19 protein-coding genes and 2 pseudogenes are annotated in these 22,142 nt (G+C 34.9%); 14 read left to right on the forward strand and 7 right to left on the reverse strand.

The window, feature by feature from the left end; all coding sequences use genetic code 11:
* Positions 1-213 (reverse strand): annotated as a pseudogene (locus tag B5P40_RS30000) (cell wall anchor protein); the annotation flags it as partial.
* A gap of 233 nt (positions 214-446) precedes the next feature.
* Between B5P40_RS30000 and B5P40_RS30005 the strand changes: the two are divergent.
* The 7 genes from B5P40_RS30005 to B5P40_RS30035 all read left to right on the forward strand — a co-directional run bounded on the left by B5P40_RS30005 (position 447) and on the right by B5P40_RS30035 (position 7,028).
* Complete coding sequence (locus B5P40_RS30005; protein ID WP_113710407.1) at positions 447-1,325, forward strand: ROK family protein; 879 nt, start codon at positions 447-449, stop codon at positions 1,323-1,325.
* A 128-nt stretch (positions 1,326-1,453) separates the two neighbouring features.
* Positions 1,454-2,050 (forward strand): TerD family protein, encoded by a 597-nt coding sequence (locus B5P40_RS30010; protein ID WP_002091200.1) that lies wholly within the window; start codon positions 1,454-1,456, stop codon positions 2,048-2,050.
* Between the two features lie 26 nt (positions 2,051-2,076).
* Positions 2,077-2,661, forward strand: a complete 585-nt coding sequence (locus B5P40_RS30015) for a TerD family protein (protein WP_113710408.1) — start codon at positions 2,077-2,079, stop codon at positions 2,659-2,661.
* An 80-nt stretch (positions 2,662-2,741) separates the two neighbouring features.
* The gene (locus B5P40_RS30020; protein WP_002091197.1) at positions 2,742-3,320 is read left to right on the forward strand and encodes a TerD family protein; all 579 of its coding nucleotides are present in this window, start codon (positions 2,742-2,744) and stop codon (positions 3,318-3,320) included.
* Between the two features lie 73 nt (positions 3,321-3,393).
* Entirely contained in the window at positions 3,394-4,185 is a 792-nt protein-coding gene (locus B5P40_RS30025; protein ID WP_113710409.1) for a TerC family protein, read from the forward strand.
* Positions 4,186-4,295: 110 nt separating this feature from the next.
* The gene (locus B5P40_RS30030) at positions 4,296-5,927 is read left to right on the forward strand and encodes a YceG family protein (RefSeq protein ID WP_002140256.1); all 1,632 of its coding nucleotides are present in this window, start codon (positions 4,296-4,298) and stop codon (positions 5,925-5,927) included.
* An 18-nt stretch (positions 5,928-5,945) separates the two neighbouring features.
* Entirely contained in the window at positions 5,946-7,028 is a 1,083-nt protein-coding gene (locus tag B5P40_RS30035) for a toxic anion resistance protein (RefSeq protein WP_002029585.1), read from the forward strand.
* A 138-nt stretch (positions 7,029-7,166) separates the two neighbouring features.
* On the opposite strand, the gene B5P40_RS30040 is transcribed toward B5P40_RS30035, so the two are convergent.
* Both B5P40_RS30040 and B5P40_RS30045 read right to left on the reverse strand, forming a co-directional pair.
* Positions 7,167-9,833, reverse strand: coding sequence for a cation-translocating P-type ATPase (locus B5P40_RS30040; protein ID WP_113710410.1), 2,667 nt, complete (start codon positions 9,831-9,833; stop codon positions 7,167-7,169).
* 192 nt (positions 9,834-10,025) lie between these two features.
* A complete protein-coding gene (locus B5P40_RS30045) occupies positions 10,026-10,250 on the reverse strand; it encodes a DUF1128 domain-containing protein (RefSeq protein WP_002010236.1) in 225 nt (74 codons plus the stop codon).
* Positions 10,251-10,427: 177 nt separating this feature from the next.
* Between B5P40_RS30045 and B5P40_RS30050 the strand changes: the two are divergent.
* The 3 genes and pseudogenes from B5P40_RS30050 (at position 10,428) to B5P40_RS30060 (ending at position 12,336) form a co-directional block, all read left to right on the forward strand.
* A pseudogene (locus tag B5P40_RS30050) lies at positions 10,428-10,892 on the forward strand (low molecular weight protein-tyrosine-phosphatase).
* A 53-nt stretch (positions 10,893-10,945) separates the two neighbouring features.
* Complete coding sequence (locus B5P40_RS30055; RefSeq protein ID WP_061676179.1) at positions 10,946-11,461, forward strand: DUF4075 domain-containing protein; 516 nt, start codon at positions 10,946-10,948, stop codon at positions 11,459-11,461.
* Between the two features lie 5 nt (positions 11,462-11,466).
* The gene (locus tag B5P40_RS30060; RefSeq protein ID WP_113710411.1) at positions 11,467-12,336 is read left to right on the forward strand and encodes a YihY/virulence factor BrkB family protein; all 870 of its coding nucleotides are present in this window, start codon (positions 11,467-11,469) and stop codon (positions 12,334-12,336) included.
* Positions 12,337-12,518: 182 nt separating this feature from the next.
* Here B5P40_RS30060 and B5P40_RS30065 read toward each other — a convergent pair whose 3' ends face one another.
* Complete coding sequence (locus tag B5P40_RS30065; protein ID WP_002191834.1) at positions 12,519-14,444, reverse strand: heavy metal translocating P-type ATPase; 1,926 nt, start codon at positions 14,442-14,444, stop codon at positions 12,519-12,521.
* A 365-nt stretch (positions 14,445-14,809) separates the two neighbouring features.
* On the opposite strand from B5P40_RS30065, the gene B5P40_RS30070 reads away from it, so the two are divergent.
* The 3 genes from B5P40_RS30070 (at position 14,810) to lepB (ending at position 17,388) form a co-directional block, all read left to right on the forward strand.
* A complete protein-coding gene (locus B5P40_RS30070; RefSeq protein ID WP_002125011.1) occupies positions 14,810-15,760 on the forward strand; it encodes a DMT family transporter in 951 nt (316 codons plus the stop codon).
* A 123-nt stretch (positions 15,761-15,883) separates the two neighbouring features.
* Positions 15,884-16,564, forward strand: coding sequence for a lysoplasmalogenase (locus tag B5P40_RS30075; RefSeq protein ID WP_002029577.1), 681 nt, complete (start codon positions 15,884-15,886; stop codon positions 16,562-16,564).
* A 287-nt stretch (positions 16,565-16,851) separates the two neighbouring features.
* Positions 16,852-17,388, forward strand: coding sequence for a signal peptidase I (gene lepB, locus B5P40_RS30080; protein WP_113710412.1), 537 nt, complete (start codon positions 16,852-16,854; stop codon positions 17,386-17,388).
* Between the two features lie 43 nt (positions 17,389-17,431).
* On the opposite strand, the gene B5P40_RS30085 is transcribed toward lepB, so the two are convergent.
* A complete protein-coding gene (locus B5P40_RS30085; RefSeq protein WP_113710413.1) occupies positions 17,432-20,215 on the reverse strand; it encodes a tetratricopeptide repeat protein in 2,784 nt (927 codons plus the stop codon).
* A gap of 476 nt (positions 20,216-20,691) precedes the next feature.
* Here B5P40_RS30085 and B5P40_RS30095 point away from each other — a divergent pair, with 476 nt between their 5' ends.
* Positions 20,692-21,285 (forward strand): DedA family protein, encoded by a 594-nt coding sequence (locus B5P40_RS30095; protein WP_002029574.1) that lies wholly within the window; start codon positions 20,692-20,694, stop codon positions 21,283-21,285.
* A 14-nt stretch (positions 21,286-21,299) separates the two neighbouring features.
* On the opposite strand, the gene B5P40_RS30100 is transcribed toward B5P40_RS30095, so the two are convergent.
* Together B5P40_RS30100 and B5P40_RS30105 are read right to left on the reverse strand one after the other, a co-directional pair.
* The gene (locus tag B5P40_RS30100; RefSeq protein WP_002029573.1) at positions 21,300-21,728 is read right to left on the reverse strand and encodes an EamA family transporter; all 429 of its coding nucleotides are present in this window, start codon (positions 21,726-21,728) and stop codon (positions 21,300-21,302) included.
* A 107-nt stretch (positions 21,729-21,835) separates the two neighbouring features.
* Positions 21,836-21,982 carry a BH0509 family protein gene (locus tag B5P40_RS30105; protein ID WP_000817786.1) on the reverse strand — a complete coding sequence of 49 codons (147 nt, stop codon included), beginning with the start codon at positions 21,980-21,982 and terminating at the stop codon, positions 21,836-21,838.
* Positions 21,983-22,142: the final 160 nt, after the last annotated feature.

Consider the following 22,142-nt stretch of genomic DNA (forward strand, 5'->3'; position numbering starts at 1 on the left):
AGAACCATTGCCGTCAGAACCACTATCGTCCTGAGAACCATTGTTTCCTGGAGGTTTATTATTATCTTTTGAATTACCTTCTGCTAAATTATCGTTATTTTGTACAATAGCGTTTGTTATTGGATTGAAGTTTTCAGTTGCAGCATTACCAATATTTAAGCCGCTAAAAAAGGATAAAGAAAGTGTTGATGCTAAAATGAAGATTTTTGTCATTGTTTTCCTCCTGAAGAAAAAATTATTGTTCCATCTAAAATACACCCCTTTGTAATATTTCATAGGAAAAAGAGTTTTATGCAAAAAAACTATATATAGAAAAAGGGAGGGCACTGAACAAGTCCACTTCATAAGAAAAAGGAGGTGTATTTCTAAAGGGAGAAAAGAGTTAATGTGAATATAGTAGAGTGATGGAGAATTTACACTCATAATAGTAGAGGAAGTGGTAACGGATGAAAGAGTATATTGCATTTGATATTGGTGGTACGCAAATTAAATATGGAATTGTTTCAGAAATAGGGGTAGTACTAATACATAAAAAGGTCCCAACAGAAATTCACTTGGGCGGGGAACAAATTGTTCAAAAGCTTATATATTTATCAAAAAAGTTAATGACTGAACATACTATTTCCGGAATTGGTATTAGTACAGCGGGAATTGTTGATATTGATAAAGGAGTTATAACGGGAGGTGTGGATCATATTCCGCGTTATGCTAATATTTCTATTGTTGAGAGATTACAAGAAGTATTAAAAGTTCCTGTATCTATTGAAAATGATGTTAATTGTGCAGCCTTAGGCGAGAAATGGAAAGGTACAGGGAGGGGAGAAAGCGATTTTATTATGCTTACGCTTGGAACGGGCATTGGTGGAGCAATTGTTATAAATGGAGAGTTATACCGTGGACATTCGTTTGGCGCTGGGGAATGGGGGAACATGTTAATAGAAGGGAAAACTTTTGAGGAGGTTGCCTCAATTTCGGGATTAATTCATCTCGTACGAAGATATAAAGGTAAAAAGGAGTGGGATGGTAAAACAATTTTCGAATTATATGATAAGGGTGATAGCGGTGTTACTCAAGCCGTGAAGATTTTCTTTAAACATTTGGCGATTGGTATTAGCAATCTTGCTTATATTTTTAATCCGAAAATGATTATTATTGGTGGGGGAATTACTGAAAGAGGAGATGATTTCTTAAATGAAGTGAAGGAAGAGATAGGAACATACTTAAATCAAGAGATTTATAGTAATTGTGAGATTAAACTTGCGCAAAGCGGTAATTGTGCAGGAATGATTGGCTCTATTTACCACTTATTACATCAGTATAAATAAATATAGTATCTGTTTTCATATAATTAAGAATTTATCCTTTTTCTCATTAGATAAATAATGCTACAATATAAGAGAAGAATACAATGTTTTCCGAGTTGGAAAATGCTTTGTAGAAAGGAAGAAACTTCATGCCTATTATTTTAGAAAAAGGACAAAAGATTGATTTAACGAAAGGACAACCGAGAGTAGCGAAACTACAGGTTGGCTTAGGCTGGGATCCAATTGGGCAATCAGGTGGGTTTCTGTCTTCTTTATTTGGAAGTAAACCAAGTGTAGATTGTGATGCATCTGTCGTTATGTTAGAAGGGGATCGTTTTTTAAACAAAAATGATCTAGTTTACTTCGGCAACAAACTTTCTACTTGTGGTAGTATTATTCATTCAGGAGATAATTTAACAGGTGAAGGCGCTGGTGACGACGAAACAATTTTCGTAGAATTACATAAAGTTCCGAGCCGTATTAATCGTTTAGTATTCGTTGTAAATATTTATGACTGTGTAAATCGTCGTCAAGACTTTGGGATGATTCGCAATGCATATATTCGTATTCAAAACCCACAAACAGGTGAAGAATTAGCGCGTTATAACTTGTCAGATAATTATGCTGGCAAAATGACTTTAATTGCAGGTGAAATGTACCGACACGGAAACGAATGGAAGTTTTCAGCAGTGGGAGAAGGAACACAAGATAAAAACTTAAGTGAGATTGTATCACGTTACCAATAAAATAAACCAAGGAGGAATAGTATAATATGGCATCTATTTCATTGAAAAAAGGACAAAAGGTAGACTTAACAAAAACAAATCCAGGTCTTTCGAAAGTTCTTGTAGGACTTGGTTGGGATACGAATCGTTATGACGGACAAAATGATTTCGATTTAGATGTTAGTATCTTCTTAGTAGGTGCTAACGGTAAAGTTTCAGGTGCAGAGGATTTCGTCTTCTATAATAATCCAAAAGGTGCGAATGGTGCTGTAGAGCATTTAGGAGATAACCGTACAGGTGAAGGTGAAGGCGACGATGAAACAATTAAAATAGACTTAAAAAATGTTCCTGCTAACATTGAGCGTATTTGTTTCACAATTACAATTTATGATGGAGAAGGCCGCAGCCAAAACTTCGGACAAGTTTCTAATTCTTTCGTACGTATTATGGATGAAGAAAAGAATACAGAATTAATTCGTTACGATTTAGGAGAAGATTTCTCTATTGAAACAGCTGTAGTAGTGAGCGAATTATACCGTCACGCAGGTGAATGGAAATTCAATGCAATCGGAAGTGGATTCCAAGGTGGATTAGGTTCTCTATGTAATAACTTTGGTTTAGATGTAGAGTAATAGATTTATATATCCATCAGTGAAACGCGTAATTACTGATGGATATATTTTTAAAAATTAAAATATAGAGGTGAATATATATGGTTATTCAATTGCAAAAAGGACAGAAAATTGATTTAGCTAAAACAAGCCCAGGTTTATCAAGAGCAGTAATTGGTCTTGGATGGGATATTAAATCTTATGATGGTGGATCTGATTTCGATTTAGATGCATCTGCCTTTTTATTAGATGCGAACGGGAAATGTACGAAGGAAACTGATTTTATTTTCTATAATAATTTACAGTCTCCTTGTGAATCAGTTTTACATACAGGAGATAACCGTACAGGTGCAGGTGACGGTGATGATGAGCAACTTGTTGTCGATTTGAAAAAGGTTCCAGCAGATGTTCATAAAATTGCTATTACAGTTACAATTTATGATGGTGAAGGCCGTAATCAAAACTTTGGACAGGTTGCAAATGCATTCGTTCGTTTAGCAAATGAAGAAACAAACGAAGAAGTTCTTCGTTTTGATTTAGGGGAAGATTTCTCCATTGAAACAGCAGTTGTCTTTTGTGAATTATATCGTCATAATGGACAGTGGAAGTTTAGTGCAGTAGGAAGCGGATTCCAAGGTGGATTAGGTGCGCTTGTAAAAGCGTATGGCTTGGATGCATAAGAAGGGAAACGATATTCGTTTCCTTTTTTTGACCTTTCTATAAATCTAGCAAAGAATAGGGGATAAAGGTAAGATGAGTATTTTGCAAGGAATCCTTGATACGTATGCTCAGTTTTTCGACTTGGACATGTGGATTAAAGTGTTACAAGATCCAGTATCTTGGGGGTTAATAGGTACACTTGTTGTACTTGAAGGGTTATTATCTGCTGACAATGCACTCGTATTAGCAGTAATGGTAAAACATCTTCCAGAAGAAAAACGAAAAAAAGCATTATTCTATGGACTGATTGGAGCTTATGTATTCCGTTTTATTGCAATTGGAATCGGAATGTTCTTAATTAAATTATGGTGGGTAAAAGTGTTAGGTGCACTTTACTTAGCTTGGCTTTCAGTTAAATACTTCATTGATAAAAGAAAAGGTAATGCAGAAGAAGAGGAAGCTCATGGTATGAACCAAAATAGTATTCTCTTCAGAATGTTCGGTGTCTTCTGGGGGACAGTTGCGATGGTTGAATTAATGGATATCGCATTCTCTGTAGATAGTGTACTTGCTGCATTTGGTGTATCGAATGAAGTTTGGATTTTACTATTAGGTGGAATGCTCGGTATTTTAATGATGCGCGGTATTGCTGGCGTATTCTTAAAATTGTTAGAGCGTATTCCAGAACTTGAAACGACAGCATATATTTTAATCTTAATTATTGCAGCAAAAATGTTACTGTCTGTTATTCATATTGAAGTAAGCCATACGCTATTCTTTATTATTTTAGTTGTAGCATTTGGAGCAACGTTTATACTTCACTACATGAAGAATTCTGGACAAGCTAAAGAAGAAGTTGCAGCTACTAAAAATAATCATAAATAATTGAAATGGGTTTGCTCGTTATGCGAGCGCCCATTTTTTATAACTAAAAATAGTTTATAATAGAAGAGAGACTTTATAAAAAAAGTAAATGTTTTTGGAGGTGAACTGTTGTGTTTTCACGTTTTACACTTCAACCATGTGCATTAAAAGACGAATCAGATTTAAAGCAATTTGAAGCGCTTTTAGAAAAACGCCCACAATATGAACTGACAGAGAATGAGATGAAGTTTAGTTATATAGCAACTCGTATTCTTGGTGTTCCTAATGATGTAGATGAATATTTCAATGAGCTATTTGATTATAGCGAAGTGAAAGGGATCGTGGTTTTGCATGAACAAAATTTAAATAAGGTGATTGATCCCGAAAAACTGCGCCATATTCAAGAGGTTTTTACATTACATCAAGAAGCACCGAATGGCCTTACAGTAAATAGGCTTGTCGCCCATCTGTCTGGAAAACAACTATTACCGCAAGTAGACAATCCTGATTTACAGCATTATATACATACGACGTTTATTTCTGTATTGAAATTGTATGAGAAACAACATAATCAATCTTTAAAAACAGAAGGATTCCGGCGTTTCTTAATCGATATGATTAAATTAAGTGAAAATTACGTAGCGAAGTGGTTCTCTACGATTAATTATAAGAAACAAATGCCACGTATCGTTTGGTACGGTGATGCGACGGAGAGTCGTATATATTTCTTATACTTTCTTATTATGCTCGGCTGTGATGTGCTTTATTATCACCCAGAAGGAAAAGATGGATTTGAGAGTGTAGATGAGGAAGGAAAGACCTTTGTCGTATCTCATTCAGGCCGTATTTCATTGGAACCATTTCCTGATCGGCGTCGTGAACGCGTCGCAACGGTAGCTTATCAAGCTTCAAAAGAAATCGAGCAAGTACTTCACCACGATAATTCATTATTATACAAACCGTGGCAATTCCGTTCGTATACACCTGTAGCCCGTACGCTCAAAACGACGTACGATGAACTCTTTTTAATTACGAAAGAAAAGGCATTTGTACGCCCAACATTCTTTGTTGAAAATAAGCATATTTATATTCCTTCTTTATTTGCAAAAATATCAGGTGTTTCAAAGAATGATAAAGAATATTTTCAGCGACTAAAGGCTGTTACATCATTTGATAACAGTTTATTAATTAATACATTCCCGTTTACGAAAGAACAAAAAGCGAATTTCCAATATCATTATCGAGATGCATTGGACCGCGGGGGGAAGTTACATCCGGATTTAATTATGAACAGCCATTGGTGGCCGCATAAGCGTTTACCAGAAGGATTACAACATGGTATTGCAGAAGCAATGATCCATACGTGTGAAAGTGAAATGTGTAAACCAATTGCGAAAGAGACGAAACAAGATGTAGCGCTGTATGTTTTCGCACAACTCTCTCAAATACCACCGAACATTTTAGAGCAGCTTGAGAAATTTGATTATTCGCAAGAAGTACCGAAAATTGTTATATTTAATAATGAGAAGAGCGGAGAATTAAGTCGTTCTGATGCTGTGTTATTACTATTTTTAAATCAAATTGGAGTAGATGTATTCCACTTTAATCCAACGGGGAGAAACGATATTGAACCGTATATTGAATCAGGAGCATTTGATTCACATTGGCTTGAAGAAGTTAATTTCGATCTTGAATTTCATGGTTCATCAGCCTATAAAAATTTATCACAAACAATAAAAGGACTATTTCGTCCATTTTTATAAGGAAAGGGAGAATACCATATGAATAACCCAGTCGTACTAGATTCGAAAACAGAATTGAATGAGCAAACCGCACAAGATGTTCGCTTGCAACTTAGACAAGATGCAGAAGTGCAACGTATTTATAACGCAGTAGATATTAAAGATCAATTAGAATTAATAGAACTCGGAAAAGAACCTTCTATGGAAATTTCACGTTTCGCTGATCAAATTTTACATACAATGTCTTTATCGAAAGTAGAAGACTCTGGTGAATTATTAAAACAGCTTGGTAAAATTATGGACAGATTTGATAGTAAAGACTTTGCGGAAGAGAAAAGTGGTTTCTTCTCACGTATGTTCAAAAAAGCAGATAAAATGATTGAACAAATCTTTAGTAAGTATCAGACGATGGGTCGCGAAATGGATAAAGTATACGTAGAAATTACGAAGTATCAAGATGAAATGAAAAAATCAATTGGTACGTTAGATGGTTTATATGAGCAAAACTTAAAGTATTATTTAGACTTAGAAAAATACGTAGTAGCAGGGGAAATGTTATTAGAGCGTTTAAATACAGAGTTAGTTCCGATGTACGAAGAGCGCATACGTAATAATGATCAGTTAGCGGGTATTGAATTAGAATCGCTTAAAAACTCTGTTGAAATTTTAGAACAACGTATTGATGATTTAGAAAAAGCACGTATGGTTGCTCTATTAACGGCACCACAAATTCGTATGATTCAACGCGGTAACAATAAATTAATCGGTAAAATCAATACAGCATTTATTACAACGATTCCTATCTTTAAAAATGGTATCATTCAAGCGGTAAATGCGAAACGTCAAAAGCTTGTTGCGGACTCTATGGCTGAACTTGATCGCCGTACAAATGAATTACTTAAGAAAAATGCACAAAATATCGCAACTCAGAGTGTGGAAGTAGCGAGATTATCAGGTTCTTCTAGTATTAAGATGGAAACACTTGAGGAAACTTGGAACATTATTTCAAGAGGTATGCAAGAAACACAACAAATTGAAGAGCAAAATAAACGTGAGCGTGAAGAAAGTCGCAAGCGTATGGCTACATTAACAGAGAATATCAAAAAAGAATTACAAGGATAAAGTGAAACTTTAATCAGTGGGAGATGTTCATCTCCCGCCTAACTTCTTTGCTCCAGCCGAATTTTGAGGTGGGAGTCTTACTGCACGGCAAATAGCGGGATAAACAAAAAGGCAATGAGGAATATTCCTCATTGCCTTTTATTTTCTCTTAAATAATTTAATGATTTCATTCACAACAAGCGGAATGATACTTAACAAGAGAACAAATCCCCAATCTCGCATTGTTAATGCATGCACACCAAATATATTGGCAAGAGGTGGGATGGAGATAATACACACTTGCATAAGAACACCGATTAGAAGTGAGAAGACTAAATATTTATTTGTAAATATCCCAATTGAAAAAATTGATTTCGTTCTTGAACGTAAGTTAAATGAATGAACGAGTTGAGAGAAACTAAGAACGACAAATGCCATCGTTTGAGCGTGTAATAGCGCGTCTTCATCAATTTGCTCTGGGAAGAGAGGAAATAAATTTGTATCTCCTGTATAGAGCTTTGCCCCAACGATAAAGGCTGTTAAAGTAAGAAGTCCAATTACAACCCCATTGAAAATAAGAAAAGGAACGCTGCCGCTAAATAAGCTTTCTTTCGCATGTCGTGGTTTTTCCTTCATCACATCTGGATCTTCAGGATCAACACCGAGTGATAATGCAGGCAGTGTATCTGTAATTAAATTTACCCACAAAATGTGAATAGGGCGTAGTGGTGTTGCCCAGCCGAGTAAAATAGCTAAAAAGAGAGCTATAATTTCGCCGAAGTTACAAGAGAGTAGGAAGAGAATAGACTTTTTAATATTACGATAAATATTTCTTCCTTCTTCAACAGCTTTCACAATAGATGAGAAGTTATCATCTGTTAAAACTACATCTGCTGCACCTTTTGCGACATCTGTTCCTGTAATTCCCATTGCTACTCCAACATCTGCTTGTTTTAAAGATGGAGCATCATTTACACCGTCACCAGTCATGGAAACGATATTTCCTTTAGCACGTAATGCTTTTATAATCTTCACTTTATGTTCTGGAGAGACCCTAGCGAATACATTTAAGTGATTAATTTTACTTGCTAGTTCTGTATCTGGAATGTTATCTAATTCAGTTCCAATCATGATTTCAGATATTTCTTCAGCAATGCCAAGTTCTTTGGCAATTGCAAAGGCGGTATCCTTATGATCACCCGTAATCATAACTGTGCGAATACCAGCCTTTTTACATTCTGTAATTGAATCTTTTACTTCTGTACGTGGTGGATCAATCATACCAACAAGACCGATAAAGATGAGATTTTCTTCGAGATGATTTATATCCATATCGTTTAAGTCGTATCGTTTATATGCGAATGAAAGTACTCTTAATGCTTCTTGCGACATTGACCCGGCAGCTTCTAATATTTGATTTTTATCAGAATCTTTTAGGACCTCAAGTTTATTATTTATAAAGATATGGGTACAGTGAGGTAAAAGTTTATCAATAGCACCTTTCGTCATGCTATAGTAGCCTTCATCGTACGTATGTACAGTTGACATCATTTTACGATCAGAATCGAAAGGCAATTCGTTAACACGTTCATGTTTATTTTCTAAATGATCTTTTTGAATGTTAAAAGAGCTTCCGGCAACAAGAAGGGCAATTTCTGTAGGATCCCCTGTTTGTGAGTCGGCACCGTAAGAGGCATCGTTACATAAAACCATATTTTCTAATAATAGACGGTGTGCATCATTATTTACATTCAAATTTTCTAGCTGGTCGTATGTGCGATCACTATAAAAGTGAGTAACGGTCATTTTATTTTGAGTTAATGTACCTGTTTTATCTGAACAAATAATTGTGACAGAACCGAGAGCTTCAACAGCTGGTAGTTTACGAATGATAACGTTTTGTTTAATCATACGCTGAACACCAATTGCAAGAACGATGGAAACGATAGCTGGTAAGCCTTCTGGAATGGCTGCAACAGCTAAACTAATTGCGGTCATAAACATTTCTAACGTATCCCGGCCCTGTAAAAAACCGATGAGAAACATAGTAGTGCAAATAGCTACAGCGACAAATCCTAAATATTTTCCTACTTGTGCTAAGCTTTTTTGAAGTGGTGTCATATCATCGTCTGCTTCATGTAAAAGGGTAGCGATCTTGCCAATTTGTGAATGCATCCCAGTTTCAACAGCAACACCGATGCCACGTCCGTATGTTACTAACGTCGACATAAAGGCCATGTTTTTTTGATCACCTAATGGTACTTGCTCATCATTTTGCATGGAAGGGTGGTAGACTGCATCTTTATCTACAGGGACAGATTCACCAGTTAGAGCAGATTCTTCAATTTTTAAATTCGCAGTTTCGATAAGTCGTAAATCGCAGGGGATATACCGCCCGGCATCAAGCATGACGATATCACCTGGAACGACGTGCTCAGATGGAATCTCTTTTAGTTCACCATCTCGCTTTACGATAGCTTTAGGTGTTGCCATCTTTTTCAATGCTTCTAAAGCCTGTTCCGCTTTCGATTCTTGGATTACACCGATAACAGCATTTAAAACTACAACGAGCGCGATAATACTTGCATCGGCCCATTCACCTACAAAGGCGGAAATAAGGGAAGCGATAATAAGGACATACACGAGGACGTCATTAATTTGGGCGAAAACGCGCTGCCATAAAGTACGTTTTTGTTTGGTAGCTAATTCATTAGAACCATATTGCTTTAAACGTTCATTTACGATTTTATCTGTTAAACCGTGTTGTTCATTTGTTTCTAGGTCGATTAATGTTTGATTTTTCGTCTTACTGTACCAATTGCTCATAAGTAAGCACCTCCAGTAAAAACAGTTAGCAATGGTAGTGTGGCAATTTTTTGAGAGTAGTATGTATGGAGAAAAAATCTAAGGTGAGGTTCTACTTTCATTGTACAGTAATTTAGAATGTGAGGAGGAAAAGAGAAGAGTTGTCATGAATTTGTTGAAATTAAAAGAGCCTCGAATACTTGAGGCTCTTTGTCATTTTTTAATTAATGTACCTAATTCCTCAGTAATAGCTTGCATTTCACTAATACTGAATGTTTCACGTTTCATAACGTGCTCATAAATGTCACGTAAGTCCTCGTACATTTCTTCGTTAAAACTAGCAGCTCTCATTGCTCCAGCATTAACCATGCGTAATTTTTCTTTAATAGCTTCTACCATATATTCAACGTTTGCTTCTGATTTTACGGATAAATCCACCGAAGTGTCCCCCTTTAAAATAACATAAGGTTATCTTAACATTTTTTTATCATTTTCGTTAATGAAACTTTTCAATCCTATTAAATTAGTAGGGATTTCCTTTATAATTAATAATTGGTTGTTTATACTATATAAGTATATAGTAAGAAATGCACCAAGAAGGGAAGAAACAAAAATATGGTCCGAGTATTGTTTGTTTGTCTTGGGAACATTTGTCGTTCTCCAATGGCAGAAGCAATTTTTCGGGATCTTGTCGTAAAAGAGGGACTCGAAGAGAAAATTGTCATTGATTCTGCAGGAACTGGAGATTGGCATATTGGTCATCCACCACATAAAGGAACAAAAAAAATTTAAAAAGAAAATGAAGTCTCTTTTGAAGGAATTAAAGCACGGCAAGTAGAAAAAGAAGACTTAACAAAGTTTGATTATATTATTGCCATGGACAACAAGAATATAGCGGATTTAAAAAGTTTTGGTAAAACTGAAGGCTATATTGGTAGACTGTCCGATTTTGTTCCAGACGGTGGCTGGACAGACGTTCCTGACCCTTACTTTACAGGGAACTTCCAAGAAGTGTATGACCTTGTAACAGAAGGGTGTGCAAAGCTAGTAGCTTTCATTCGAAATGAACAAGGAATATGAGGAAGCTTAGAAAGTAATACTTTCTAATATAAGAAATGAAAGGGTGAAGGAATATGGCAAAGAAAAATAATATTGCTCGAAACATTGCGATTGGTGTAGCTGCAGGTGTAGCTGTATCTATGCTAAAGAAAGAAAACCGTGAAAAAGTAAAAAACACGGCAGAAAAAGCAAAAACAAAGATGATTGAAATTGGTGAAAATTCGAAGATAAAAGAAAAAGTGCAAACTGTTACAGATAAAGGACGCGAACTTGCTGATTTCAATGTAGTAAAAGCGAAAGTAGCAGAAATCAAAAAATTGACGCCGTCTGTTGTAGAAACGTTAAAAGAAACGAAAGAAATTTTTAGTAAGAAAAAAATCGTGCCAGTAGAAAAGCCGGAAACGATTGAAATTCAAGCTGTATCTCCAAAGGAAGATGAGCTTAAAGCAGAAGAAGAGCCAGTAGTAGCTGAAGATGGTGGTATGAAAGAAGCGCGTGAATTATTTATGAAGGACTCAAATGCAGAGGAAAAAAAAACTGAAGCATACATTGAGCTAAAGCAAAATAAAGAAGAGAAGAAAAGCGTCTAAAAAATATGAGGAAATTTCTAGAAAAAGCAAAAAGAAATCGCACTTTTTCGTTAGGGAAAGATTTATATGACCGGACGATGCGCGATGATGTAGCGGGCTTAGCAGCACAGCTCGCTTATTTCTTCTTGCTTGCGATTTTCCCTGGGCTTGTTTTCTTAATTACGCTTCTTGGCTTTATTGACCTTCAAACAGAAAGTGTGCTCAATTTATTAGAACCGTACGTACCAGAAGATGCGATGAACTTAATTGAAGTAAACGTAGATAAAGTTGTAAACGAACAAAATGGTGGTTTATTATCATTCGGTTTACTATCGATGTTATGGTTTGCTTCAAACGGGGTGAATGCGGTTATGAACGCTTTTAACCGCGCTTATGATGTAACAGAAACCCGTTCCTTTATTAAAACAAGAGCTTTATCTATCGTGTTCACGTTAGCGATAATTTTTATGATTGTGTTTGCACTAATCGTCCCAGTATTTGGACAAGTGATTGGGGCAGCCGTGTTTAAAGCAATTGGTTTATCGGATAGTTTTTCTTATGTTTGGAGTATTACGCGTTTAGTAGCAAGTTTCTTTGTCTTAATCGCTTTGTTTAGCTTTTTATATACATTTGCGCCTGATCGGAAATTAAAGCGAAGAGAAGTCATATCGGGAGCAATATTTGCTACTGTAGGATGGATTGTGGTATCGTACTCATTTGCCTATTATGTAGATAAATTTGCAAATTACGCTAATACATATGGTGGTCTCGGTGGTATCATTATTTTAATGTTATGGTTTTACTTAACTGCGTGGGTAATTTTACTTGGCGGTGAAATTAATGGTTTACTCCATCATTATAGAACGGGTGACAATAATTCCCGTAATGAAAAATGAGCTCTTGTTCCATAATAAAAGGGAACAGGGGGGATATTTCATGAGTAATAATAAAAAGAACCACAATAATAAAAGTAATAATAAACAAAAGAGCAGTTCGCATCCAAAGCATAAAACGAGCAGTAGTGCGAACGGTCACAATAGCTACCATTAAAAAAAACGGGTCCTTTATCAGGGACCCGTTACTTATTTCCTTTTAATAATCGTAAGCCATTCAAGATTACAAGAATGGTACTTCCTTCATGTCCAATAACACCGAATGGAAGAGCTAAAAACTGCAAGAAATTAGAACAAATCAGCATTGCAATAACAGCTAAAGAGAAGATAACGTTTTGCTTCACAATACGGTTCATTCGTTTTGATAAACGGATTGCTTGAGAGAGACGAGATAATTCGTTTTTCATAAGAACAACGTCTGCAGTCTCTAATGCTACGTCTGTTCCTTCACCCATTGCAACACCAATACTAGAAGTAGCGAGTGCAGGTGCATCGTTTATACCATCTCCAACCATGGCGACTATGCCGTACTTTTCTTTTAACTGCTTTATCGTTTCAACTTTTGTTTCCGGTAAACATGATGCGTAATATTCTTTTATATTACTTTCATTGGCAATTGCTTTTGCTGTTTCTTCATTATCACCAGTAATCATGATTGCTTCGACACCAATGCTTTGCAAATCACGAATAGCCGCTATCGTTTCTTGGCGAAGGGTATCTTTTAAAGCGATCAGTCCAAGAATACCATCCTCATCACTAATATAAACGACAGTTTTCCCCTCTTTTTCAAGTGAAGCAGAAATGCCATTATGAAATGTCTTTGTTTCTTCTCCAATAAAATCAGCTTTACCAATTTTATAAGATTTGTTTTCTAATATTCCTTTTAATCCAAAACCAGTTACATCTTCAACGTTTTCTGGTTTTTTTATCGTAATGTCGTAAGCATGTTTTGCATATTTAACAATCGCTTCTGCTAAAGGATGTGTAGAGTGACTTTCAATCGCTGCTGTAATAGAAAGTACTTCACTTTCTGCTATGCCTTCTCGAACATATACATCTGTTACAGTAGGTTTTCCTTGTGTTAATGTTCCTGTTTTATCAAAGGCAATCGCCTTTACTGAAGCTAGACGTTCTAAATGAATACCACCTTTAAAGAGAATACCGTTTCTCGCTCCGTTTGAAATTGCTGATAAAGTTGCCGGTGTAATGGCTGCAACTAGCGCACAAGGAGAAGCGACTACAAGTAAAATCATCGCGCGATAAAACGTTTCATTCCAACTCCAATCAAGTAAGAAATGAGGAACAAACATCATAAGCGCAACAACAAGTAGTACACCTTTTACGTATGTTCCTTCAAATTTTTCGATGAATAGTTGTGATGGGGATTTTTCGCTTTGTGCACTTTGAACGAGACGAATAATCTTTTGGAATAATGTTTGATCGCTCGGCTTCGTAATTTTAACTTCAATAGCACCACGTAAATTTACAGTGCCGGCAAATACTTCATCGCCGAATTTTTTCTCATTCGGAATGGGTTCTCCTGTAATAGCAGCTTCATCAATATTTGTTTCACCAGTATGAATTGTGCCATCAGCAGGAACACGCTCACCTGGCTTAATTAAAATAATATCGTTAATTTGTAATTGTTCAACTGGAACACGTTCCTCAATTCCGTTTGAAATACGTAATGCTTCTTCAGGTTGTAGATCAAGAAGCGCTGAAATTTCTTTTTGGCTTTTACTTAATGTATAAGATTCCATTGCTCCGCTTAATGCAAAGATGAAGATTAAAATAGCACCCTCTGCCCAGTAACCAATAACTGCGGCACCGATAGCTGCAAAAATCATGAGCATTTCAACATTTAGCTCTTTCTCTTCAATTGTGTCTTCAATACCTTCTTTCGCTTTTGCAAATCCTCCAATTACATAAGCAAGGATATATAAAGTAATACCTGCACTTATTGCATTATTTTTTGTGAATAACCAACCAGCTAAAATAAAAATACCAGATGCGATTGCAAATATAAGTTCATAATGTTTCTTTAATGTATCCCATAAAGAGGGATTAGAAATATCTTTTTGTGCTTGTAATGTTTTTACTTCTGCGTTCATTACTACTCGCTCCTTCCGAATTCTTATTGAGAAAAAGAATCAAAATCGAAACCCCTATAAAACGACGAAAGCTGCCATCCATAATGGATAGCAGCATTTCTGTTGAATCTGATTTTAATAGTTATTATGTTGTAATTATTCTATAGTATAGCATATGTTTTTCTTAGATGATATGTTTTTGTTTTAGTATAAAGTGAAACTTTAATTAGAGGGGGTTTTGTTCATCCCACGCTGATTATTAGCCCTTGCCAATCGGGCTTTTACTGCCCGGCGAATAGCGGGATAAACTGAAAACTTGTGTTTTCGCATTTCCTTTGGTATATATGAATATTGTTCATAAAAAGATCGGAAAGGAAGACATCAAGTTGAAGACAGAGAAATTTTTTACCCATCCGATTGGCGTGTTTATTGCTGCAATAGTAGCAACATTTTTATGGGGAAGCGCATTTCCCTTTATTAAATTAAGCTATGCTGAACTTGGAATTCAGCCACAAGAAGTCGGGGAACAAATATTATTTGCTGGCTATCGCTTTTTCTTATCTGGTGTAATGCTCTTATTATTTTTTAAAGCGTTAGGAAAAGATATGAAGTTCAAAAAAGGAACAGGAAAGCAGTTAGTTCAAATTGGCTTGTTTCAAACTTTTCTTCAATATATATGTTTTTATATTGGAATGAGTTACAGCTCAGGAATTGAAGGAGCGATTATTTCAGGAACATCATCATTCTTTCAAATTTTACTCGCACACTTTTTATATAAAGATGATGCTCTAAATAGGCGAAAAGTAATTGGAGTAGCTATCGGTTTTTGCGGTGTGATTTTAGTGAATGTACCGAGTGATGGAAGTTTATCATTTCATTTTGGAATAGGTAGCTTATTACTTCTTGGGGCAGCCATGATGTATTCGTATGGAAACATATTAGCGAAAGAAGGTAGTAAAACATTAGATATTGGGTATATGACAGCATATCAGATGATTTTCGGATCAATTGGGTTGCTATGTATAGGTGCATTTCAAGTTGGAATGATGCCATTCACATTTAATCTACATGCAATACTTATGCTCATATATTTATCGTTCTTATCAGCAGCCGGATTCTGTATATGGAATACAATTATGAAGTATAACAAAGTAGGGAAAGTCTCGATGTATATGTTCTTTATACCAGTGTTTGGTGTGCTACTATCAAGTCTAATTTTAGGGGAAGCAATCCATTCCTTTGTACTATTTGGTTTAGCATGTGTCGCAGCGGGAATTATTGTAGTAAATCGTAACCCGGTTAAAAAGAAAGTTGAGCAAGAAAAACAAGTAGCATAGAGAACAGAAAAACGATTAAAATGGAAGAACAGTATTGTTCTTCTTTTTTTACATAGAAAAAGGAGAACGTGATATATGTAACGAAAAAGGATAGAATAAAGCATTTATTGAGGAGAACATATTATGAATGTACTTTACATTGTGTTAGTCGGGCAAATTATTCTTTTTTTAATGGGAGCAATTTATGCAATAGGACAGACGAAGAGAACGAGAAATAATATGCCGTTACCTTTAGCAGTTCGTCTTATTCTTAGTTTTTCTTTAACAGGAAGTGCAATTTGGATATGGTTACAAGATCCATCGGCTGAGTACAGTACGTGGGTTGCACTCGGTATGACTTTATCAACTGTAGGGGATTTATTTATGGCAGGATTAATTCCAATTGGTCATCGATTAATTGGAGGAATGGTTACTTTCGCTCTTGCACATTGTTTCTATGTGAAAGCATTTTTACAAACAGGTATTTCATGGAATGGTTTTTGGATCGGTTTATTCGTATACGGACTCTTTCTAATTATAGGGTGGTTTTTCTTTATTCGAAATGAAAAACAAGACAAACTTTTTACAATAGGCGCTCTAATTTACGGTTTGTGGGTTGGAGGAATGGCATGTTTTGCATTCGCCTTATATTACGAGAATATAGGAATATGGTGGATACCAGCACTTGGTGGTTTACTGTTTGTGATTTCTGATTTTATTATCGGCGTGACAGATATCGGAGGGCGCAAACTGAAGTATGAACCGCTTTGGATTTGGTTTACATATGTCGCAGCGCAGATGTGTATTGTATATGTAGGATTATAAAAAGATACTCTCAAAAATAGTTGATAGACTATTTTGAGAGTATCTTTTTTATTGCTATGCTATTATATTTGTTTGTTTAATTTGTGCAGTATCTTATACTTTCTAAGCATAAATTTCATAGGAAAAGTCCTGTTTGATAGATGGAAAACATAGTATATAAAAATAGTGAATTTATAGGGATTGTTATTTTTATATTTGTAATATTCTAATGTTATAATTCAGAATTTTGTGGAAATTAACCAGTCGGAGTACTTATAATAAAAATAAAAAGATGATGAGATGGTGGAATGATGCAAAAGAAAAAATGTTTGCGTGAATTCTTTGAAGTAATTGCAATTGCATGTTTATTAGTGTTTTTGGCAAAAATCTTTTTGTTTTTCCCTACGACTGTAAAAGGAGCATCGATGAGGCCGACGTTACAAGATGGAGATAAAGTAATTATTAATAAACTTGCAAAGAGATTTGAAAGTTATGAGAGAGAGGATATTATTGTCGTGAAGACAGATAATTTCTATGTGAAGAGAGTTATTGGATTACCAGGAGATGTAATTGAGATGAAGAATGATCAATTATATGTTAATCATCAAGTGAAAAATGAAGAGTATTTAAAGAATAATAAAAAACAGGCAGAAAAATTACTTATCAATTTAACTGAAGATTTTGGACCGATTACAATTCCTAAAAATAAAATTTTTGTGATGGGAGATAATCGTTTAGTTAGTAGGGATAGTAGGAACGGCTTAGGGCTCATTGATAGAACAGAAGTATTAGGAAAGTTCATGGCGATATATTATCCATTTGAACATGTGAAAATTGTAGATTAAAAATAAGAAAAACCAAGCGAATTAGTTGCTTGGTTTTTCTTATTTAAACAGTTGGTGTTTTATTTATTGTTTCTTGTGAAGCAATATGTTCATTATTTTGGTCGATATTTAACATGAATTTTCGTTGTAACAATTGCAATTTAAAGAGTGTTAAAGGATCATGATAAGTTTCTGGGTTTGTTCTTAGCTTTGTTAATGTTTGCTCATCTTCTTGTATTTCAAGTTGGGCCGCTTCTACGGTTTGTTTCAATATGCTAAGAGGGTCTTTAAAGAACATCATGATATCCCGTTCTAGCGCACCTTCAAATACTTCAAATTGAAGGAAGAATTGTTTTGAAATCATCTGAGCAACTTCTGTATAATCTTCTGTTTCAATATATTGTTTATATTTATTTGATAGCATAGATTGATTTTTTTGCATATTACCGAATAATTTCCCTGCACTCTTTAAGAAAAATTGTGTCGGTGTAAAGCGTAATAAAATATTGATGTTAGCTACTGTAATTCTATTCGTCATTCTTGCAACATCTCTATCCCAGTCATCTAGTAATTTGAAATCACAAGGAAGTTTAATACGCTCTTCCTCATAGAGCTTATTAAAGGTATCGCTCATTTCATCTAAATAAGCTTGAGCTTGAATGAATTCATTATGAGCAGTTTCAATCCATTCTTGAATAGACCCAGTAAATTTAGGAAGAAGCACTTGCTGTACATGTTTTTGAATTCTTTCATTCATTGCTACATTTAGTTCTTCATGGACCAGTTTGAAATCACTATCTTCTTGAACGAGGTCAGAGCAACTCTGCAACAATTCAGGAATTTGAGAATGTATATCCTGCGTAATCTCTTCTTTCGTTAAGAGATAAGATTCTGTAATAGAACGAATTTTATCTTTTTGAATGGCAGTAAGATTATTAATAAAACCATCAAGTTTTACTAAAATATGTTTATTCCAGCGAACGGATTTCACTAACGTATTTTCTAATTCCACACGTTCATTTACAAGGTATGCAATTGTTTTTTGGATAAACCATAATAATTTTTCAATGCGTTCTTTTTCCACGTTACGCTTAGTAAGGTTAGAAAGAATAGAGTCTGTTACGTTACCTAGCTGTTCACTACTCTCTTGTGAAGGAGAGTAAGGGAAAAAGTGTGCTTCTGGGAAATGTACGAGTATTTTCTTTTTAATGCTGTTCGTGATATTTTCACTAGTATTCGTATCAATTGTTTGTAAGACGAATTTAATTTGTAAATTTGGTACTTGCTCACGAATATATAATAATGTATCGAGCTCTTCATCATGTAATGGTGAAGCTGAATTTAGGACATAGATGAGACTATCTGCTGCCTGTAAGTATTCAAAGTGAGAGCTGTTTTTGTCAAGTTGTCCATGCACAGTAGGTGTGACAAGGAATGAAAACTTATTTTTTCGTAAAAATCTACTTGGTAATTTAACTTCAATACATTTTCTTTCTAGTTTTGACTGAGAAGGTACCGCTAGTATGTTATGAAGTTCGTCAAAGTTTGGTATATTTCGTATATCTAGTTCTGTAAGCTCAGTTATTTTAGTTTGACTATCATCTTTAAATGTAATTGAAGTTGTTATAGCCTCATTTAATATATTTTCTCCTAGTATAGAGTTAATAAAGGCTGATTTATCATAATCGCTAGCTCCTGCTACTAGAAGTTGTGTAACAGTTAAATCGTATAACTCACGAACAAGTAGTGTGAATTGATGACCTAAATCTACATCATTCTTCTCAGCCCATACAGCAATCGTTTCAAATAATACTGATACGTCTGCCATATCAACGTTTGCATGAGCTGATGCATTTGAAAGTAAGGCACCTGCGCTTTTTACGAGTAATGATTCTAGAGTTGTCGGTGAAACTTCATTCCATGCTAATACTGCTGCGGAGACAAGTAAAGAATCTTCCGCTCTCATTAAACTAAACCAATTTGTTAATAAATCTGGTACAAGTCCTTGTAATTCGTGCATGAAATGTTGTCCAGTAATCAATTCGAAGTACGTCTCTTGATAGCGAGTAGAAAGTTCATTCCAATCGTCATGAGCATCTACTTCAACATGTAAGAATAGGTGATTTATTGTTTGAATCCAAGGGAGATGGAATGATTCATTTTCATAGCTGTTCCAAAGTGAGATAACAAGCTCTTTAAATTGAACTTGATCAATTGTATATAAGGCTTTTAAAGATTCATAGAAATACTCAGGTTTAATTTTTTTAGTAAAGCCTCTGTTCACATAATTGATTAAAGTATCGAACCAGTGTAATGATTTTGTTCGAATTCCTTCTTGAACAGCGAGTTCAATAGCATTATTCCAATCTTCTTGTTTTTCATAGAACGATCGAGCGATTGCAGTAATATTTGGATAGTCTGGTTGAAATGCAACAGCCTCGCTAATCGTCTTAAATGCTAGTCCTAAACGATTTTGCTCTATATAAAGGGAAAGAAGTTGTAGGGAAACTTCCATTGTAAGAGTTGTATCTTCTGTTTGGATAGATGTATAAATTTCTTCTGCTTTTGGCAAGAAATCTAATTCGAAATAAGCATCTGCAATATTCTTCATAGCCCAGAGAGCAAGTTCATTATTTACTTTCTCCCATTTGAATATAGCGGCTTCAAAGTCGTTAGTTTGAAAATAAACTTCACCTTGTGCAAAGCGAATATTAGATATATTGGAGAATTCATTTTTTGATTCATTTATATATGCTTCACCGAGTACTTCCGCTACCGGAATGGAAGAGTCTTCTGTTAAAAATGTTTTATAGTAAATCTTTTGGATAAATTGTTTTTCAATGGTCATGTTCGTTCCCCCTGTATAATTTAGAAAAATGATGTTGTATGTAAAAGGGTGCATGTTACTCTAATAGGTAGAAGTTGCATTATATAGACCAAACTATGTTTTTGCTAGATATATCATTTTTCTTGAGAGTTAAACCGTTGCAAAAAGTAACTTCCCTTTATTGTAACAAAAAAATAAGCCTATGAATTTTTATTTTTTTATCTCGCTATTTATAGGCAGTAAGACTCCTACTCCAAAATTGAGCGAATGCAAGGAAGTTAAGTGGGAGACCTGCTGCCCGTAAAATCCCGATTGGTTCAGGCTAATAATCAGTGGGGATGGATAAAAAACCACCGATTAAATCTCTATTTAAGGAATGGAATAGAAGTAGAGTTCATTATAAAAACAATGTATAGTGAATATGTATACCATGTTTGTCTTAAAGATAGAATGGGCACAATATGGGATAACGATCGTGTATAGGATGTGTCTTCCGAATGGAACAACATATTGGCGAGTTAATCGCACATTATGGATATTTTGGAATTATTATAGCTTTAGCTGGCGGGATTGTTGGATTACCTATACCGGATGAGTTTTTATTGACTTTTATTGGATATAACATTTCAAAAGGAGTTATGTCAGGAACAGCTGCTTTTTTAAGTGGAATGGCAGGTGCAATGCTTGGCATTACATTAAGTTACATATTAGGTTTAAAACTTGGGCTCCCTGTTTTAAAAAAATATGGTCCGAAAGTTAGAATTAAGGAACATCATATTGAAAAAACACATATTTTATTTGAAAAATACGGTCCATTTCTTTTAATGATTGGCTACTTTATACCGGGAGTACGTCATTTAACAGCATATTTTGCTGGAGTTTCAAATTTAACATTGTGGCGATTTTGTTTGTATGCTTACGGTGGTGCACTAATTTGGATAAGTGTTTTTATTGGCTTAGGTTGGAAACTGGGAGAGAAGTGGCGCTTTGTTGAATATAGTTTACATCATTATGGAATATGGATTTTATTAGTTTCGGCAATTGTAATATTGATTGTGTGGATTTACATAAGGAAAAGAAAAAACCGCTAATAATAGCGGTTTTTTTAGCTGAAAGCAATAAATAATACACCAGCTGTAATAAAGACTACACCAATACCGGTCATAAAGTTTAACTTTTCACCTAATATAATCATCGCGAGAATAATGGAAAATACTACACTTAATTTATCGATAGGTGCTACTTGTGAAACTTTTCCTGTTTTTAACGCAAGAAAATAAAATAGCCATGACGAAGCACCAGCGATTCCACTTAATGTGATAAATAGCAGTGCTTTTTTATTTAGGAGGACATCACCGATATTTTGAAATTTACCTTGTATAATAATAACTCCTACCATAAATAATGCCATAATAATAGAGCGAACCGTTGTTGCGACGTTGGCATCGATTCCATCTAAGCCAATCTTTCCGAAAATAGATACGAGGGCAGCAGCAATTGCTGATAATAGTGCGAATAATAGCCATGAACTCATAGTGAAACTCCTCCAATCTTACATTATTATACATGAAAATCATTCTCATGTATAAAAACGAAATAAACCCCCGCCCTATATTTTTAATAAGGTGGGGGTTTATTATACTACTCTGCTATTTCTTCATATAAAAAGTACGTTACATTATAAATATGCTCTACTTCATCATCCGTCATAAATAATAATTCGTCACGTTCAATCCCTTTTTTCTTTTCAATAAACTCAATCATGTTTTTTCGTTCTTCTCTTTTCATCAATTTTAATTTCTCCCCTCAATCTGTTTTAATACAGTTTATTTAAGTTACTGCTATTATATAACAGAATCTTTAGAAAGTTCCACCTATTTTATTGTTTTTTTCAGAAGAACCTTTCGACAAAACAAGCCCACCTAAGTGATATGATCCCCTTATAGTA

Origin of the sequence: Bacillus sp. SRB_8, assembly GCF_003264205.1 — a bacterium.
Classification (GTDB): Bacteria; Bacillota; Bacilli; order Bacillales; family Bacillaceae_G; genus Bacillus_A; species Bacillus_A mycoides.

What these genes read in the sequence shown, in the direction of transcription:
- B5P40_RS30005 (WP_113710407.1), top strand. Translation starts at nt 447, where the DNA reads ATGAAAGAGTATATTGCATTTGATATTGGTGGTACGCAAATTAAATAT.
- B5P40_RS30010 (WP_002091200.1), top strand. Translation starts at nt 1,454, where the DNA reads ATGCCTATTATTTTAGAAAAAGGACAAAAGATTGATTTAACGAAAGGA.
- B5P40_RS30015 (WP_113710408.1), top strand. Translation starts at nt 2,077, where the DNA reads ATGGCATCTATTTCATTGAAAAAAGGACAAAAGGTAGACTTAACAAAA.
- B5P40_RS30020 (WP_002091197.1), top strand. Translation starts at nt 2,742, where the DNA reads ATGGTTATTCAATTGCAAAAAGGACAGAAAATTGATTTAGCTAAAACA.
- B5P40_RS30025 (WP_113710409.1), top strand. Translation starts at nt 3,394, where the DNA reads ATGAGTATTTTGCAAGGAATCCTTGATACGTATGCTCAGTTTTTCGAC.
- B5P40_RS30035 (WP_002029585.1), top strand. Translation starts at nt 5,946, where the DNA reads ATGAATAACCCAGTCGTACTAGATTCGAAAACAGAATTGAATGAGCAA.
- B5P40_RS30040 (WP_113710410.1), bottom strand. Translation starts at nt 9,833, where the DNA reads ATGAGCAATTGGTACAGTAAGACGAAAAATCAAACATTAATCGACCTA.
- B5P40_RS30055 (WP_061676179.1), top strand. Translation starts at nt 10,946, where the DNA reads ATGGCAAAGAAAAATAATATTGCTCGAAACATTGCGATTGGTGTAGCT.
- B5P40_RS30060 (WP_113710411.1), top strand. Translation starts at nt 11,467, where the DNA reads ATGAGGAAATTTCTAGAAAAAGCAAAAAGAAATCGCACTTTTTCGTTA.
- B5P40_RS30065 (WP_002191834.1), bottom strand. Translation starts at nt 14,444, where the DNA reads ATGAACGCAGAAGTAAAAACATTACAAGCACAAAAAGATATTTCTAAT.
- B5P40_RS30075 (WP_002029577.1), top strand. Translation starts at nt 15,884, where the DNA reads ATGAATGTACTTTACATTGTGTTAGTCGGGCAAATTATTCTTTTTTTA.
- lepB (WP_113710412.1), top strand. Translation starts at nt 16,852, where the DNA reads ATGATGCAAAAGAAAAAATGTTTGCGTGAATTCTTTGAAGTAATTGCA.
- B5P40_RS30085 (WP_113710413.1), bottom strand. Translation starts at nt 20,215, where the DNA reads ATGACCATTGAAAAACAATTTATCCAAAAGATTTACTATAAAACATTT.
- B5P40_RS30095 (WP_002029574.1), top strand. Translation starts at nt 20,692, where the DNA reads ATGGAACAACATATTGGCGAGTTAATCGCACATTATGGATATTTTGGA.
- B5P40_RS30100 (WP_002029573.1), bottom strand. Translation starts at nt 21,728, where the DNA reads ATGAGTTCATGGCTATTATTCGCACTATTATCAGCAATTGCTGCTGCC.
- B5P40_RS30105 (WP_000817786.1), bottom strand. Translation starts at nt 21,982, where the DNA reads ATGAAAAGAGAAGAACGAAAAAACATGATTGAGTTTATTGAAAAGAAA.